At 50.9% G+C, this 15,556-nt stretch carries 13 protein-coding genes; 11 read left to right on the top strand and 2 right to left on the bottom strand.

Going from position 1 to position 15,556, the window contains the following annotated elements:
- Positions 1–72: 72 nt before the first annotated feature.
- Complete coding sequence (locus FIU95_RS10270) at positions 73–1,050, bottom strand: porin (RefSeq protein ID WP_152453683.1); 978 nt, start codon at positions 1,048–1,050, stop codon at positions 73–75.
- A 284-nt stretch (positions 1,051–1,334) separates the two neighbouring features.
- On the opposite strand from FIU95_RS10270, the gene FIU95_RS10265 reads away from it, so the two are divergent.
- The 11 genes from FIU95_RS10265 (at position 1,335) to FIU95_RS10215 (ending at position 14,944) form a co-directional block, all read left to right on the top strand.
- Positions 1,335–3,902 (top strand): DNA internalization-related competence protein ComEC/Rec2, encoded by a 2,568-nt coding sequence (locus FIU95_RS10265; protein WP_172975373.1) that lies wholly within the window; start codon positions 1,335–1,337, stop codon positions 3,900–3,902.
- A 78-nt stretch (positions 3,903–3,980) separates the two neighbouring features.
- The gene (locus FIU95_RS10260; protein ID WP_152453681.1) at positions 3,981–4,604 is read left to right on the top strand and encodes a MotA/TolQ/ExbB proton channel family protein; all 624 of its coding nucleotides are present in this window, start codon (positions 3,981–3,983) and stop codon (positions 4,602–4,604) included.
- 15 nt (positions 4,605–4,619) lie between these two features.
- Positions 4,620–5,039 (top strand): biopolymer transporter ExbD, encoded by a 420-nt coding sequence (locus FIU95_RS10255; protein WP_152453680.1) that lies wholly within the window; start codon positions 4,620–4,622, stop codon positions 5,037–5,039.
- 127 nt (positions 5,040–5,166) lie between these two features.
- Positions 5,167–6,981: a lipid A export permease/ATP-binding protein MsbA gene (gene msbA, locus FIU95_RS10250; protein WP_253868554.1), complete on the top strand. Its 1,815-nt coding sequence runs from the start codon at positions 5,167–5,169 to the stop codon at positions 6,979–6,981.
- A gap of 8 nt (positions 6,982–6,989) precedes the next feature.
- Positions 6,990–8,012 (top strand): tetraacyldisaccharide 4'-kinase, encoded by a 1,023-nt coding sequence (gene lpxK / locus FIU95_RS10245; protein ID WP_152453678.1) that lies wholly within the window; start codon positions 6,990–6,992, stop codon positions 8,010–8,012.
- Between the two features lies 1 nt (position 8,013).
- Positions 8,014–8,781, top strand: a complete 768-nt coding sequence (gene kdsB, locus FIU95_RS10240) for a 3-deoxy-manno-octulosonate cytidylyltransferase (protein ID WP_152453677.1) — start codon at positions 8,014–8,016, stop codon at positions 8,779–8,781.
- Between the two features lie 12 nt (positions 8,782–8,793).
- The gene (gene murB, locus FIU95_RS10235) at positions 8,794–9,810 is read left to right on the top strand and encodes a UDP-N-acetylmuramate dehydrogenase (RefSeq protein ID WP_152453676.1); all 1,017 of its coding nucleotides are present in this window, start codon (positions 8,794–8,796) and stop codon (positions 9,808–9,810) included.
- A 489-nt stretch (positions 9,811–10,299) separates the two neighbouring features.
- A complete protein-coding gene (locus FIU95_RS10230) occupies positions 10,300–10,953 on the top strand; it encodes a response regulator (RefSeq protein WP_152453675.1) in 654 nt (217 codons plus the stop codon).
- Positions 10,954–10,993: 40 nt separating this feature from the next.
- On the top strand, positions 10,994–12,808 hold the full coding sequence (gene uvrC, locus FIU95_RS10225) for an excinuclease ABC subunit UvrC (protein ID WP_152453674.1): 1,815 nt from the start codon (positions 10,994–10,996) through the stop codon (positions 12,806–12,808).
- 105 nt (positions 12,809–12,913) lie between these two features.
- Positions 12,914–13,480, top strand: coding sequence for a CDP-diacylglycerol--glycerol-3-phosphate 3-phosphatidyltransferase (pgsA, locus tag FIU95_RS10220; protein ID WP_152453673.1), 567 nt, complete (start codon positions 12,914–12,916; stop codon positions 13,478–13,480).
- Positions 13,481–13,987: 507 nt separating this feature from the next.
- Positions 13,988–14,944, top strand: a complete 957-nt coding sequence (locus FIU95_RS10215) for a lipid A-modifier LpxR family protein (RefSeq protein ID WP_371416904.1) — start codon at positions 13,988–13,990, stop codon at positions 14,942–14,944.
- A 112-nt stretch (positions 14,945–15,056) separates the two neighbouring features.
- On the opposite strand, the gene FIU95_RS10210 is transcribed toward FIU95_RS10215, so the two are convergent.
- Positions 15,057–15,536: an LEA type 2 family protein gene (locus tag FIU95_RS10210; RefSeq protein WP_152453671.1), complete on the bottom strand. Its 480-nt coding sequence runs from the start codon at positions 15,534–15,536 to the stop codon at positions 15,057–15,059.
- Positions 15,537–15,556 lie beyond the last annotated feature (20 nt).

Below are 15,556 nucleotides of genomic sequence, written 5' to 3'. Positions count from 1 at the left end.
AATTCAAGCTCTCAAATCATACGACGGTCAAACAGCTCTTCCCAATTTGGATGACCGCCGTCACAAGTGCTCTTAGAACTTGTATTCAGCACCGATACCGGCATAGCTGCGGTCGTAATCGCCATCAGCAGTTTCGTCGGTGTAGAAGCCAAATACTTTTGCTGCGCTGTTGAACTTGTAGTCAACGCCCAGGCTGTAAGTTTCGCCGTCTTCTTTCTTAATGTCAGACTGACCGTACTGAGCTTTCAGAGTCCACTGTTCGATTTTGTACGCTACAGAGCCCATCCAGCCATCGGCGTTTTCGCCGTCAGCGTTTTCCTGGTCTTCGAACAGGGCACCAACCTGTACAGGGCCGATGTTGTATTGAGCTACAAAGCGCTGAACGTCAACGTCCTGGCCTTCAACGTCTTGGTCGAAAGCGTAGGCCATGTAAACGCCATTGTTATCGTAAGCAATAGAAGTAGAGATGCCGTTGTTGCGCTTGATTTCTTTACCTAAGATGTCGTTACCATCGTCATCTTGGCCAACGATCTCGTAACCAATGACTTCATCTTTGTTGCTAATGTAAGCAGCAGAAGCTTTGAAGCCAGCGAAAGACGGAGTAGTGTACTGCAGAGCGTCTTCTTCGCGGTTGTCGCTGCTGGTGATCAGGCTTTTGATATCGCCTTCCAGGTCGTTGAACAGGTCAACTTTCTTCTGAGCAACCTTCAGTGGGGTATCGAACTTACCCGCGATTACCTGACCGAAGCCGCCTTCCAGGCCTGCGTAGATGTTGCGCTGGGAGAAAGTATCGTCAGCGTCGCCGTCCATATCTACTTCGTATTCCATACGATAGATACCCTTGATGCCGTCGGTCAGGGCGATCTCGCCCTTAACACCCAAGCGGGAAGCGTTGCTTTGAACGTCGGTTACAGAGCCATCACCTTCGTCAGCAGACTGAAAGGTAGCATTGGCTTTGCCGTAAAAGTCGAGGACATCGCCTTCTTCTTGGGCGCTGGCCAGAGTAGGGATCATGGCAACAATGGCCAGAGAGAGAGCGGTCTTATTCATAGTCGTCTCGCACAGTTTATGGTTGTGGGTTGAGGGGAAGCCTTCCGTTCAATCTTTTGGTTGCCCCTCGATTTGGTGCGGATTCTGCGACCTGAATATTACAAACATGTTAAACATGGCATTTTTCTTAAAAAAATATGACCAACAGGTGCCATGAATAACAGTTAAGGCAGTCACAATGCGGCATGGCGCGCCGATTACAGGTGTTTTATGGTTCTAAGGTACCTGTTTCATATGGTGAATCAAATTAATCAATGTGTTGTTATTACAGGGCTTTTACAGGGATGGGTGCCAAAGAGGTTGCACAAAAAACGAACAGCCTCGGTGTGAGGCTGGGGCACAAATCTACCCTGTGGCCATGGAGCCTCACTCTAGCTCTTTGGATGTTCTCTCTGTCAGTTGCAGTTATTGGCATGCTGCCTGTTTTGCCGGAAATAGGAGCGGTACTGTGGGTATACCTGGTTGTTTTACTACTGTTGCTTTCTCTTCCTCAAAGACGCTTCCTCTCTCTATTACTTGTCATCTCATTACTCGGGGCTCTTTGGGCGCTATCGAGCAATAAAACTGCGCTTGAGCAGCGTTTACCCGAAACTGCACATGGCATTGATCAACGCCTAAGAGTTGAGGTTGTATCCCTACCCGAAGTAAGAAATAACCACGCATTACAGGGTGGCGGCACTAGGGATATACGCTTCCAGGCGAGGGTCTTGGAGGCGGGGGCAGGGGGTATTGATTCAGGCAGTCTCCTCTATCTCACCTGGTATCGAGCAGATGAAGAGGTGCAGGCGCGTTTGCGCGGTAATAGTCGCTGGTTGTTATCGGTGCGATTAAAGCGCCCGCGCGGTAGTGTGAATCCCCATACCTTCGATTATGAGGGCTGGCTTTTACGGCGTGGCGTCTACGCAACGGGCTATGTGCGTACTCAAAATGGTGATCCGCAGTGGTTAGGGCAGAGTTTAGGGCTATCTGCCTTGCGAGACACTCTGAGGGAGAAGATTCAAAAGCTACCGATAAATCAGAGTGCCTTGGTCACAGCGCTGCTATTGGGAGACCGCAGTGGTCTTTCCCATGCCGATAAGGACCTCTTAAGGGAGACAGGGACCGCACACCTTTTGGCCATATCGGGCTTGCATGTGGGTATGGTGGCTGGATTTTTACTTTTGCTGGGGCAGGTTTTGGCCCGAACTTTGGGGGTGTTACTGGGTGCCAGCCCCAGGTGGTTGCCGCTGCTTCTGGCGCTCCTTGGCACCCTGATCTACACCCTTTTGGCCGGTGCGCCTCTTTCAGCCCAAAGGGCCTTGGTGATGACTTGGGTCTTGTTGCTGGCCTGGCATTGGCGGCGAAGAGTAGGCGCTGGCTTGGCCTTTTCTCTCGCTTTGGCGCTAGTGCTGACTATTCAGCCATTGGCTTTCTTCGGAGTAGGGTTTTGGCTGTCGTTCACCGCGGTGGGTGCGCTTCTTTTGGGGTTTTCAGGGCGCAGTTCCGTTTGGCAGGCGAGGGCGGCGGAGATCGGTGTGGAAGGTGGTGAAACATGCGCTCATGTGGGGATGAAAAAGCGCATGAAAGCCTGGCTTTTACGCAGGTTTGCCACCTTTGTTCAATTATTGCGCAGCCAATGGCTGGTGGCGCTGGGTTTGATTCTGCCCTCGGTAGTATATTTTTCCGGCTACAGCTCGGGTGGGATACTGCTGAACCTGCTGGCAATCCCCTGGCTTGGCTTGCTAATACTGCCGGCCTTGATGTTAGGTACCTTACTGATGGGGACCATTCCAGGAATCTGGTGCTTTAAGTTTGCCGATTGGCAGCTGACTCTTCTGATGGAAATGCTGGAGAATGCGGGGGATTTTGTACCTACCTGGCAGCCTTTGTTGCCACCTCAAAGCGCAACCCTGCTCGTCTTATCCGCACTGGGCGCCTTATTACTGATTTTGCCTAGGGGGGTACCGGGGCGCTATCTGGGGCTCCTGTTTCTACTTCCATTACTGCAACCTCTATTGCCTATGTCGGCTACTGGTCGCCAAGGTCTTACTTTCACCGCTTTGGATGTCGGCCAGGGGTTGGCCCTTTCAATTCGCACCCAAGAGGCGCGCCTTGTCTTCGACACCGGTCCAGTCTCCTCATCGGGTTGGAGTGCTGGAGGTGCCATTGTTGCCCCTTATTTGAGTGGAGCGGGTGTGAGTGCACTCGATGCGTTAGTCGTGAGCCACGGAGACAGGGATCATGCCGGTGGGGTGGAAGCGCTGTTGCAGTCTTTGTTTGTCAACAATTTCTATGCTCCAGGGCAGCTGGGAGAGAAGCTGACGAGAGGCTCTGATATTCATGCGAATTCCTGTGTTGCGGGTGAAACGGTTTTCTTTGGTGATCTCTCTGTGCATTGGTTGTGGCCACTGCAAAAAGCGATGGATGGTGAGGAGAATTACCAGAGCTGTGTGGCTCTGATTGAGTGGCAGCAAATACGTATATTACTCACTGGTGATATCACCAGTTCGGTAGAACGCAGCCTTGTGGAACTCTATCCAATGCAGAGGCCAGTGGATTTACTGGTGGCACCGCATCACGGCTCCAAGACATCTTCATCGCAGGCCTTGTTGAGTTGGGCAAAGCCTGAACGAGTCATATTCAGTGCGGGTTATCGCCATCATTTTGGCCATCCGCATGCGGACGTAGTTGCACGCTACCGCGCGATGGACACGCAAATTTTCAATACGGCCCAGAGTGGGGCTATCGAATTACATTGGCACAAAAGCACTTCGGAACCTGCAATAAATCTGGGGCGTTCCGCGCCACGGTTTTGGTATGCCGATCACAATGGTGAGGCTGAGCCTAGTGGAAGACTTAGCCGCCGAGAGTAGCTGTGATAAAGTGCGACTCCTGCGTCTAAGATGCAGAAAAATTCCAGAAATCCCTCTCGCTGTTTAGGGCCAAGAAAAGTGTTTGAAATAATAAAATCTGGCGGCTGGCTGATGTTGCCGATCCTGTTGTGTTCCGTTGCTGTTATTGCTATTAGCATTGAGCGTTTTTGGACGCTGAATCCCCAGCGCATTGCACCGCGCACTTTACTTGGAGAAGTGTGGGGGTGGCTGAAAAGCAATCAGGTCAATGGTGAGAAACTGAAAGAGCTGCGTGATTCCAGTCCACTTGGAAGAATTTTTGCCGCAGGTCTTTCCAACTCCCGCCATGGTCGTGAGGTGATGAGAGACAGTATTGAAGAGACTGCGAGCCAGGTAGTGCATGAGCTGGAACGTTTCCTCAATGCTCTGGGCACCATTGCCGCCGTTGCGCCATTGATTGGTTTGCTTGGAACGGTAATCGGCATGATTCAGGTGTTCACAGCCATTATGTTGGAGGGCACCGGTAATGCGGGTATTTTGGCCGGTGGTATCAGCCAGGCTCTGATTACTACGGCGGCGGGTTTGACTGTGGCGATTCCGGCATTGATGGCGCACAGGTACTTCCAGCGCCGTGTGGATACTATCGTGGTCACCATGGAACAGGAAGCCGTGAAGCTGGTGGATGCTTTGCACAGTGATCGCAAAATTGAAAATGCGGCCTGAGTGAGGTAGCCATCCATGCAATTTCGCCGCCAAACCAAAGAGCAGGATGGGGTAAACCTTACGCCATTAATCGATGTGGTCTTTCTCCTGCTGATTTTCTTTATGGTGTCGACCACGTTCACCAAAGAGAGTCATCTGAAATTGAATTTGCCCGAGGCCGCGGGGCCCCAGGCGGAGGAACAGTCTCGAGCTGTTGAAATTCTGATCAGTGCCGATGGCTCTTATTCAGTGAATGGTCAGGGGTTGATCAATAAAAAGTTGACCACTTTGAAATCTGCGCTGTCGGAAGTTTCTGCAGGCGAGTACAATCGCCCGCTTGTGATAACCGCCGACGCCACAGCTCACCATCAGGCCGTGGTGCGGGCAATGGATGCCGCTGGACAGTTAGGTTTTGTCAACCTAAGCATTACTACACGGCAACCAGAAGAGAACTAGCACGCTTGGCTTCGTTTTAAGGTCCGGTATGGACTCTTATCCCTGCTAGCCCTGCGAGCGCACTCGCCCCATTACCCTAGGGTTTTTGGGGTGAGTCCAGTCATTGGTCTGTATGAAGAAAGTTACCATGCCCCCCAGTAAACCTCAGCAAGGGGCACACACTTACCGACGTTTACTCGCCTATGCCCGGCCGCACCTGTCCATTTTTGGTGTTGCGGTGCTGGGTTTTTTCCTGTTTTCCATCATGGGCGTCAGCCTGATCGCTGTTACGGAGCTGCTGTTAGATGCGGTTGGCGCTGGTATCCAGGAAAGCAGAGGTTTTCTGTCGAAATATGTCGCCTCCTATTATCCCGATGGAGTGATGCCACAAGAGACTGCGCGCTGGCTGGTACCTCTGGCCATGTTGATCATTATTCTGCTGCGCGCGATTGGTAATTTTGTTGGCAGTTATGGTCTCGCCTATGTGGGTCGTGCGGTTATTCACCAGTTGCGGTCCCAGTTATTTGAAAAAATTGGTCAGCTGCCCAGCGCCTATTTTGATCGTTACACCGGCGCCTACCTGATTTCCAAAGTCTCATACAATGTTGAGCAGGTCACCAACTCCATCACCAAAGCGGTCAAGGTTCTATTTCGCGAGACCTTCACGACCGTTGCGCTGCTGGCTTACTTATTGCTGGTGAACTGGAAACTGACATTAACCTTTTTCCTGTTCGCCCCCTTGATTGCCCTTATTGTGCGTACCGTGGGCAAGCGATTCCGTAAATTGAGCCACCGTATCCAAAACTCCATGGGCGATGTCACCCATGTTACCCAGGAGGCCATTAATGGTTATCAGGTGGTGCGGATGTACGGCGGTCAAGGATATGAAAATTCACGCTTTGAATCGGCTAGTGACAATAACCGCCGGCAATTTATGAAATTGGTGGTGGCTAATAACGCCAGTGTGTCGGTGATTCAAATTCTGGTTGGCCTGTCTACCGCCACCATCGTGTGGTTGGCATTGGCACCGGGCATGGTGGAATCCATGACTGCCGGTGTTTTCGCCGCTTACATCGGTGCCGCTGCCTCTTTGGCCAAGCCGGTGCGCAGCCTTTCAGAAGTCTTTGCGGACATTCAGAAGGGGATCGCCGCGGCAGAAAGTATTTTCGAGGTAATGGATACGCCCAGTGAACCGGAGGGTGGCCGTGAGGCACTGCCCAAACCCGTGCGAGGTGCGGTTACTTTTGAGTCTCTTGATTTCAGTTACGATAAGGCCGCTCCCCAGGTACTTTCGAATATCAGCTTCTCGGTAGAGCCGGGCGAGACGGTTGCGCTGGTCGGCGCCTCGGGCTCCGGTAAAACAACCCTAGCAAGTTTGCTCGCTCGCTTTTATGAGCCTACCGGGGGGCGCATCCTGATTGATGGGGTCGATATTTCAACGGTTCCACTGCAAGAGCTGCGCCGACATATCAGCATGGTGTCGCAAAATATTGTGCTGTTTAACGATAGCGTCTTTCGCAATATTGCTTATGGCGAGCTGGAAGGTGCCCCGAAAGAGAACGTCTTGCGGGCTGTGGAGTTAGCGCATGCAACAAGCTTTATCGAAGAGTTGCCACAGGGTTTGGAAACTGTATTGGGCGACAACGCCCAGATGCTTTCCGGAGGCCAGCGACAGCGCCTGTCGATAGCTCGGGCGCTGTTGAAAGATGCGCCGGTACTGATTCTCGATGAAGCCACCTCGGCTCTGGATAATGAATCCGAGCGCCATATTCAGTCGGCTCTAACGGAAGTCATGAAGAACCGCACTACTTTTGTGATCGCCCATCGCCTCAGTACTATTGAGAACGCCGATCGCATTCTGGTTATGGAGAAAGGGCACATCGTAGAGAGTGGCAGGCACAGCGAGTTGCTCGCCCGTGGTGGGCGTTATGCAACCTTATTACAACAGCAGACAATGGGTTAGGGCACTGGATGTCACTGGAAGACTGGTTTAACAAACGCTGGTATAAGAAAGACGGCACAAGCCCTACTTTATCTCTGCTTACGCCTTTAGAGATGCTCTATAGCGGTGTGAGTAAGCGGCGCAGGGTAATCAGTTCCCGGACGCCTCCAGAACCTTTGCCGGTTCCCGTCATTGTTGTAGGTAATATTACTGTCGGTGGCGCCGGTAAGACGCCGCTGGTGGCAGAGTTGGCGCGTTGGCTAAAAGAGCGGGGCAAAAATCCCGGGATTGTCAGCCGCGGCTATGGTGGCCGTGCAGAGCAATATCCCTATCAGGTAACGGCTCAATCACACCCTTTGGAATCCGGTGATGAACCGCTGATGTTGCACTTGATCACTGGGGTACCGGTGATGGTTTCCCCCAATCGTAGCGAAGCGGCGAGGGCACTGATCGATTACCACCAGTGCGATGTCATCCTCTCTGATGATGGGCTGCAGCACTATAGCCTCTGGCGTAGCCTGGAAATATGTGTGGTGGATGGCAGTCGAGGCCTCGGCAATGGCCACATGCTTCCGCGAGGCCCGCTGCGTGAACCGGCCAGCCGCCTAGAGAATGTCGACTTGGTGGTGAGTAATGGTGAGCCCGAAGCCAGGGTCAAGCAGCAGTGCGGGGCCCTGCTGGAATACCAGATGACCCTGGAACCCTCTTGCTGGCATCAGTTTAACCTCGATCAGACTTCCACATTGCGTTTAACTTCCGGTCCTGAGCCTGGCCCCTGTCACGGGGTGGCGGCGATCGGGAATCCCCAGCGGTTTTTCCGCGAATTACAGCGTATGGGCTTCAAGGTGATGGAGCAGTCCTTCGCGGACCACCACCAGTTTAGCCCCCAGGAGCTGCACTTCGATGGCGAGACCCCAGTGATTATGACGATGAAAGATGCGGTAAAGTGCCGCGATTTCTGGGAGAGCCACTGGTGGGCGTTGGAAGTGCGCGCCAAATTGCCTGATCTTTTCTATCAAAAGGTGCACCAGCACCTGCAACAGTTTTCTTGAGATGAAAAATAAACATTCATTTGATGTCATTATCCCCGCTCGCTTTGGCTCCAGCCGTCTGCCGGGCAAGCCCCTGGCAGATATTGCTGGGAAACCGATGATCCAGCATGTCTTTGAGCGGGCCAGCGAGAGCGATGCCGAGCGGGTGATCATCGCTACTGATGATATGCGAGTAGCGGAAGCGGTCCGCGGCTTTGGTGGCGAGGTGTGCATGACCTCTGCCGATCATGCATCGGGCACCGACCGCTTGCAGGAAGTAGCCAATAACCTCGGTTTGGCAAGTGATCGTATCCTAGTTAATGTACAGGGTGATGAGCCATTGATTCCCGCACAAGTGATCAACCAGGTGGCTGCAAACCTAGCAGGAAATAACCACGCCGGCGTTGCGACTTTGTGCGAACCTATTCTTACCGTGGAAGATTTCCGCAACCCCAATATTGTTAAGGTAGTCGCTGCGGAATCCGGATTGGCCCGCTATTTCTCCCGCGCACCCATACCTTGGCCCCGCGATGCCTTTGCTATTCACGCCAATGAGCTCCCACAAGGGCTGGAACCACGCAGGCATATTGGTATCTATGCTTATCGAGTAGCGCTTTTACAGAGTTTTGTAACTTGGCCGGTGGCTCCTTTAGAGCAGTTTGAGGCTTTGGAACAGCTGCGCTTTTTATATCACGATGAAAATATTCATGTGGCTGATGCCTGTGCGGAGGTGCCTGGTGGCGTAGACACTGAGCAGGATCTCCAGCGTATGCGCGAGCTTCTCGGTTAAGAAATTACTTTCATGATAGAAACCGATATCGACCTGCAACCCCACAATACACTGGCAATCTCGGCACGCAGTGCCCATTTTGCCAGAGTCCGCAGCCTGGATGAGCTGCGTGAGGCTCTGGCCTTTGCCCGGGCAAAGAAGCTACCGATTTTGCCCCTGGGTGGTGGTAGTAATATTGTGTTGACCGGGGATTTCCCCGGCCTGGTTATCCAGGTGGATTTGCGCGGTCTGTCTTTGCAGGCCAGAACGAATAGCCATTCTATTGAAGCTGCTGCTGGAGAAAACTGGCACCAGTTGGTTATGACTACAGTAAACAATGGCATCGGTGGACTTGAAAATCTTGCGTTGATTCCCGGTAAGATCGGTGCGGCACCGATTCAAAATATTGGTGCTTATGGTATCGAGTTATGCGATCGTTTTGTGAGCTTGCAGGCCATGGAGATTGCCACTGGTGAACTGCATGATTTTGACAAAGACGATTGCGGCTTTGCCTATCGGGACAGTGTTTTTAAGGGACGCCTACGGGATCAGTATATTATTACCCAGGTGAACCTACAGTTGCCCCAAGAATGGCTACCGCGAGTAGACTACCCGGCACTACGCCAATATATGGCTGAGCACAGCTGGGATATCGACAACCTCACTCCGATTCAGGTTGCGCAAGCAGTTATAGATATCCGCAGTAGCAAACTTCCTTTGCCCGATCAAATCCCTAATGCCGGTAGTTTTTTCAAAAACCCGCTAGTGGATTCGGATCTCTATCAGAATTTGAAAGCCGAACACCCCGATCTAGTTGCTTATGCAGCGGGTGAGCATTGGAAGCTCGCTGCGGGTTGGTTGATCGATAGAGCTGGCTGGCGCGGTTTGCGACGGAGTGCTGTTGGTGTGCACGAACGCCAGGCATTGGTGCTGATTAATCCCGGTAGGGGGGCTGGAGGTGAATTAGTTCAACTTGCCCACGACATTGCTGAGGATATTCACACAAAATTTGGTGTTTCTCTCGAGCCTGAACCGCGTTTTTACCCTTAAGGCTTAGTGAACCCGGGTTGGGTTTTCTGAGTGCAGAGTTATGTAGTTCCCTCCGCCCTGCAAGCTTCATAGGCAGGTCTTTATGCTGATTTCTGTGTATCATAGTGTTATAACTTAAAGAAATTAAAAAATTTTCATATATTTCTAAAAAACTAAAAAGAATTTTATTTTTTTTAAGTCTCATCTTTTCGCAGCTAGTGCGGAACGGCTCTACTTGAGCGCAGGAAGATTACTTGGTACGTTTTTAAGCTATAATTAATCGCTATATAGAGACCAAGATCCTGCGGTGAAACAACCATTCAGCAGCATTTGAAACGGTGGTTTCGCTTTGCAGTAGCGTTTTTGTCTGGTATGTTTCGACTGGATTCTTGGGGTGGATCTACACGGGGTAGTTTCTCCGTGAGTAAAAAGAAGAACGCAGTTCAAAGAGCACGCGCGAGGGGATTGTACGCTGCGTAGCCACTGCACTTATCCGTAGTTGGGGATAGCTTGATCAAAGTCTTAGTGGTGGATGATCACGATCTTGTGCGAATGGGGATTTCGCGCATGTTAAGTGACGTCGAGGATATAGAAGTTGTTGGCGAGGCGAATTGTGGCGAAGAAGCGCTGGAATTCGTGCGCGAGGCTGCGGTCGATGTCATCCTGATGGATGTAAAAATGCCTGGGATGGGTGGTTTGGAGGCTACTCGAAAGCTGCTTAACCGCTGCCCGCAAGTGAAAGTGGTTGCTGTTAGTGCGCTGGATGACGATCTGTTTCCCGGTCGCCTTATGCAGGCCGGTGCTATGGGCTACGTAACTAAGGGCGCTGACCTCGAAGAAATGGTGCGTGCAATCCACACCGTCATGAACGGTGGGGTTTTTATCAGCAACTCCATGGCCACTAAAATGGCTCTGCGCAATGTCTCTGGTCAGTCGGACAGCCTTTCTCCCTTTGAAAAACTTTCCAAGCGCGAATTGCAAACCGCCGATATGATTGTGAATGGTTCAAAAGTCGCTGAGATAGCCAAGTCGCTTTCGGTTAGCCCAAAAACTGTCAATAGCTATCGTTATCGGATTTTTGAGAAGCTGAATATTAATAGTGATGTGGAGCTGACCCTGCTCGCCGTCAAATACCAAATACTCGACCCCGAAGCGGCACTCTAAAGATCGGTGTGTTCACTGAAATTGCAAGACCGGTTGTCAGATGTTCGATAGCAAGCGTTTTCTCTCTACGGTTACCCGCAAGCCCGGCGTCTATCAAATGTTTGATGCCGATAACCATATTCTCTATGTGGGTAAGGCGAAGAATTTACGCAACCGGCTTACAAGTTATTTTCGAAGTTCCGGGCTCACCGCCAAGACCATGGCGCTGGTGCAGAAGATTTGTAATATTGAGGTAACTGTTACCCGCAGTGAAACGGAGGCTCTGGTGCTGGAACAGAGCCTGATCAAGTCCCAGCGACCGCCTTACAATGTGATGCTGAAAGATGATAAGGGTTATCCTTACATCTTCCTTTCCAGTGTTGATACCTTTCCTCGTATCGCACTGCATCGTGGGGCAAAGCGGAAAAAAGGCCGCTACTTTGGCCCTTTTCCCAATGCTTCCTCCGTGCGCGACAGCCTGAACTTTTTGCAAAAGACCTTTCGTATTCGCTCCTGTGAAGACAGCGTTTTCCGCAACCGTTCCAGACCCTGCCTGCAATATCAGATTGAGCGCTGCACGGCCCCCTGCGTGGACTTTATTAGCCCGGAAGAATACCGTCAGGACGTTCGTCATGCAGAAATGTTTCTTGCCGGTAAGAGCGACAACATAGTCCGCGAGCTAGCGGATCAGATGGATGAAGCCTCGAAGGCGCTGGAGTTTGAAAAGGCCGCTCGCTTGAGAGATCAAATATCCGCACTGCGACGCCTTCAGGCCCACCAAGTGGCGGAGGGGGATACGGGGGATGTAGATGTCCATGGTGTCGCTAGTGAGGGCGGTAGCTGCTGTGTACATGTACTTTTTATCCGCCAGGGGAGAATTCTTGGCAGTCGCAGCTACTTTCCCAGTGAACGCTTGGGTTTAAGCCATCCCGAATTACTCTCGGCTTTTGTCCCTCAATTTTACCTGGGGAGTCCACGGGAAATCCCTCGCGAAATTCTAGTATCGGAATCTATTGAGGATCTGGTGCCGCTGCAACAGGCCCTCAGTGCTCAAGCGGGGCGTGAAGTTGCGGTTACCTATAAGTTACGGGGCAAGCGCGCAACCTGGGTGGAAATGGCTCAGCAGGCGGCTCAGCAAAACTTGAGTAGCCGCACTGCGGCGCAGCAGAAGTTGTTCAGCCGTTTTGAAACACTTCAAGAAGTGCTTGGTCTTGAGCAATTGCCTGAACGCCTGGAATGTTTCGATATCAGTCACTCTTCTGGCGAGGCCACTGTTGCTTCTTGTGTCGTTTTTGATACTGGCGGCCCAGTTAAGTCAGACTACCGTCGTTTTAATATTGAAGGTATTCAGGCTGGAGATGATTACGCTGCAATGGGGCAGGCGCTTAAGCGCCGCTACACACGTCTGTCGGGAGGTGAAGGTAAGTTTCCCAATATCCTGTTAATTGACGGCGGTAAGGGACAGGTTAGCCAGGCGGTCGACACCCTTAACGGTCTTGGGGTCGTGGGCGTTCAGATTATCGGAGTGGCCAAGGGCACCACCCGTAAAGCGGGCTTTGAAACCTTGCACATTGTTTCCAGTAACAAAGAGTTGGTACTCTCCGCCGATTCTCCTGCGTTACACCTAATTCAACAGATTAGAGATGAGGCACACAGGTTCGCCATTACCGGCCACCGCGCAAGGCGTGACAAAAAGCGTAGGGAGTCTCCGCTGGAGGGGGTTGCAGGGGTGGGGCCAGCACGCAGGCGCGCACTGCTTCGCCATTTTGGTGGGTTGCAGGAAATCAAGAAGGCGACAGTAACTGAGATCGCGAGCGTAGAGGGGATCAGTCGTAAGCTCGCACAGGATATATACTCGGCACTTCACCATGAATAAAAGTGCAGGGCGAAGGCAGCGGATTTTTCTCCGGGTTTCCCAATGAGCGTTTCAATTTTCCTCATGGCTTGATAACGTACGCCTTCCGCAAGAATAGAGAAAAGCATGACACTCGCCAATCAACTTACACTGCTTCGCGTCGCACTGATACCTGTCTTGGTTTTGGTTTTCTATTTACCCTACAAATGGAGCTACATCGCTTCTGCGGTCATCTTTGCCGCTGCTGCAGCCACTGATTGGCTGGATGGCTATCTGGCAAGAAAACTCAATCAGAGTACGGCCTTTGGTGCTTTTCTCGATCCTGTTGCCGACAAGTTGATGGTGGCTACTGCGCTGGTGTTACTAGTGGGTCTTCATAAGAGTGCTTGGTTTACCGTGGCTGCAGCCATCATTATTTGCCGTGAAATTGCGGTATCGGGCTTGCGTGAGTGGATGGCTGAGTTGGGGCAACGCAGTAGTGTTGCTGTGTCTTATGTCGGTAAGATTAAAACAACGGCACAAATGGCAGCCATTATCGTATTACTGGCTTTCGATGTTCGTGATTTCCCTGTGATGGAAAGCCTGGGCTACTTGTTGCTGTATATAGCCGCTGCGCTTACTTTGTGGACTATGGTGATGTATCTGCGGGCGGCTTGGCCGGTTTTAATGGCGGATAACCACAAGTCGCCATAATTAAAATACGACTTCCCGGCGCTCCGTGCTATTTGCACGGAGCGTTGCTCTCTTTATTTCCCCCTTTACTTCCCCCTTCACTTTCCCCTCTCTATTTTTCCTCTTTCACCATTGATAGGATGGCAAATTCTCTGATGTGAAGAGTTTGTCACATAGATTTCTTAACTGCCGTTAGAAGCATCCTTTCCTCTTTATCTGTCTTCTACAGTGATGAACTGGGCTAACGGTTCTTCATGATGAGCTTAATTGCCCCAGTGCTCCACTGTGTCGAATTTTACTTAGTAGGTGGTGATTGGGTTGAGTGGTATTCCAATCGCGAGTGTGAAAAGCCGCTCGGTGCTCACATAGCGGCTACTTAAGGGTGAAGCCATTCGTTATTGAGATCACAGCGCATCCTTTGGTGGGTTCTAAAGGAGAGCCGACCCCGAATGTTATGCGCGGTGGCGTATTAGTCGCATGTGTTGACCTGGCGAAATTCTTTTAAATATAGGAAGGGGTAGCTTAAGGGTGAAGTGCATATTAAAAACACGCTCCATTTTGACTATTGGGCTATCAATCCTCTGTTATCACTTTGCACTTCACGCGGATGAACTTCCAAGAGGTAAGTTGCAGATTGAGTTGGAAAATGATGCTCCTTTCCAGACGGATCGGGACTATACCGGTGGCATCTTTATTCGTTGGAGTCCTGTTGCTAAACCTTACACCTTTCGGTTTGGTCAGGAGATTTACACTCCAGATCACCTTGGCAGATCAGAACCTATCCATAATGAACACCCTTATGCGGGGTGGACCTATCTTGGTGTCAACTACAAATACCTGTTATCTGATCAATGGTTGATCGATTTTACTCTCGATGCTGGAACCGTTGGCCCTAGGGCAGGTGCTCGAGAAACTCAGAAGTTAATGCATTGGATGGTCTCATCGTCGCCACCTGATGGATGGGGTTCACAGGTTTTCAATGAGTGGGGCCTGATGCCAGAGCTGAAGATGGGTTACCGTCTACTACAGGGAAGTCTGGGTGGAACAAGCTACCGGTTAGTCCCATACCTTCGGTGGAAAACAGGTAACATCGTAAGGGATTATGGTGCTGGGGTTCACCTGTTCTTCGGTAGCTTCTTGCCGACTTTCCGTGCAGTGTCTTTATTTTCGGAAAGAGAGCGATATTGGTATTTAAAGGCTGGACTGGAACATAAAACCGTCCAAAGAAATGTATTGATGGAAGGTAACTCAAAGGTAAAAAGTGGGACAAAAATCTTCAGTTATGGTGTGACTCCAGAGAGAGAGGTGACACTAACAAACCTTGGTGTTTTCTTTGGCCGTGGGACTTATGAGTTTGGTTTTGATATTAGGTATAACACAAAGCTCTATGTCTCCCAGAGGCTCCCAGATGAAGGTTTCCTGAGCCATAATGGAGCACCTATGGGCAACTTTGTAATGTCTGTGATTCTCACCAAGCAAATTTGAGTCTTATGCAAATGGGTGGGTAGATTCCCACCTTCGCATTATTTCCTTAAAAAATAGTAACCAACCTAGTGCCGATGACGTCATGAGGTTGCTGGTAAATTTTGTAGAAGGTTCACTGATACTGGTTCAGGCTAATGACCCCACTTCTATTTACTTTGATCGAGGGGAGTAGTGACTTGCTTAAGCCGATCTTTGCTTCCAGTTCATAAGGGATGGAGTCTTGGTTCAGGTTAATGAGGTCAACTGCTGCAAAGATAGAGCCTACCAAGCTGGCTGTTGCATCCACCGCAATGTCGTCCTGACCATAGGGAGCAATAGGCATAAGATTGTTTGACGTGCCGGTTAATACTTTATGCCCACCGAGCCGCAGGGTATAGAAAAGACCCGAAAGAGCCAGCTCGCTATTATTGGGATTGAAAACCCTAAGGTGAATTCGGAACCTCAGGTTGTTGCCGGCCTTTGCTGGCAGGGGTTGTACCGCAATAACTTCCACCTCGGGTTTTTGAAAATTTGGTGAGAGTGTCGCACAGCCGCTAACGCTAAAGAGCATTGCAATCAATAGCAATAGTGTGAGTCGGTAGTTTTTTTCCACTGTGATTCCCTAATCCTCTA

The organism is Microbulbifer sp. THAF38 (genome assembly GCF_009363535.1).
In the GTDB taxonomy this organism is placed as follows: domain Bacteria; phylum Pseudomonadota; class Gammaproteobacteria; order Pseudomonadales; family Cellvibrionaceae; genus Microbulbifer.
The sequence above is the reverse complement of the archived record's forward strand: the minus strand, read 5'-3'. Positions and strand labels throughout refer to the sequence as shown.

Excerpts from the sequence above, each read along its gene's own strand:
- pgsA (WP_152453673.1), top strand. The coding sequence starts at position 12,914 with ATGACACTCGCCAATCAACTTACACTGCTTCGCGTCGCACTGATACCT.
- uvrC (WP_152453674.1), top strand. The coding sequence starts at position 10,994 with ATGTTCGATAGCAAGCGTTTTCTCTCTACGGTTACCCGCAAGCCCGGC.
- FIU95_RS10270 (WP_152453683.1), bottom strand. The coding sequence starts at position 1,050 with ATGAATAAGACCGCTCTCTCTCTGGCCATTGTTGCCATGATCCCTACT.
- kdsB (WP_152453677.1), top strand. The coding sequence starts at position 8,014 with ATGAAAAATAAACATTCATTTGATGTCATTATCCCCGCTCGCTTTGGC.
- FIU95_RS10265 (WP_172975373.1), top strand. The coding sequence starts at position 1,335 with ATGGGTGCCAAAGAGGTTGCACAAAAAACGAACAGCCTCGGTGTGAGG.
- lpxK (WP_152453678.1), top strand. The coding sequence starts at position 6,990 with ATGTCACTGGAAGACTGGTTTAACAAACGCTGGTATAAGAAAGACGGC.
- msbA (WP_253868554.1), top strand. The coding sequence starts at position 5,167 with ATGCCCCCCAGTAAACCTCAGCAAGGGGCACACACTTACCGACGTTTA.
- murB (WP_152453676.1), top strand. The coding sequence starts at position 8,794 with ATGATAGAAACCGATATCGACCTGCAACCCCACAATACACTGGCAATC.
- FIU95_RS10255 (WP_152453680.1), top strand. The coding sequence starts at position 4,620 with ATGCAATTTCGCCGCCAAACCAAAGAGCAGGATGGGGTAAACCTTACG.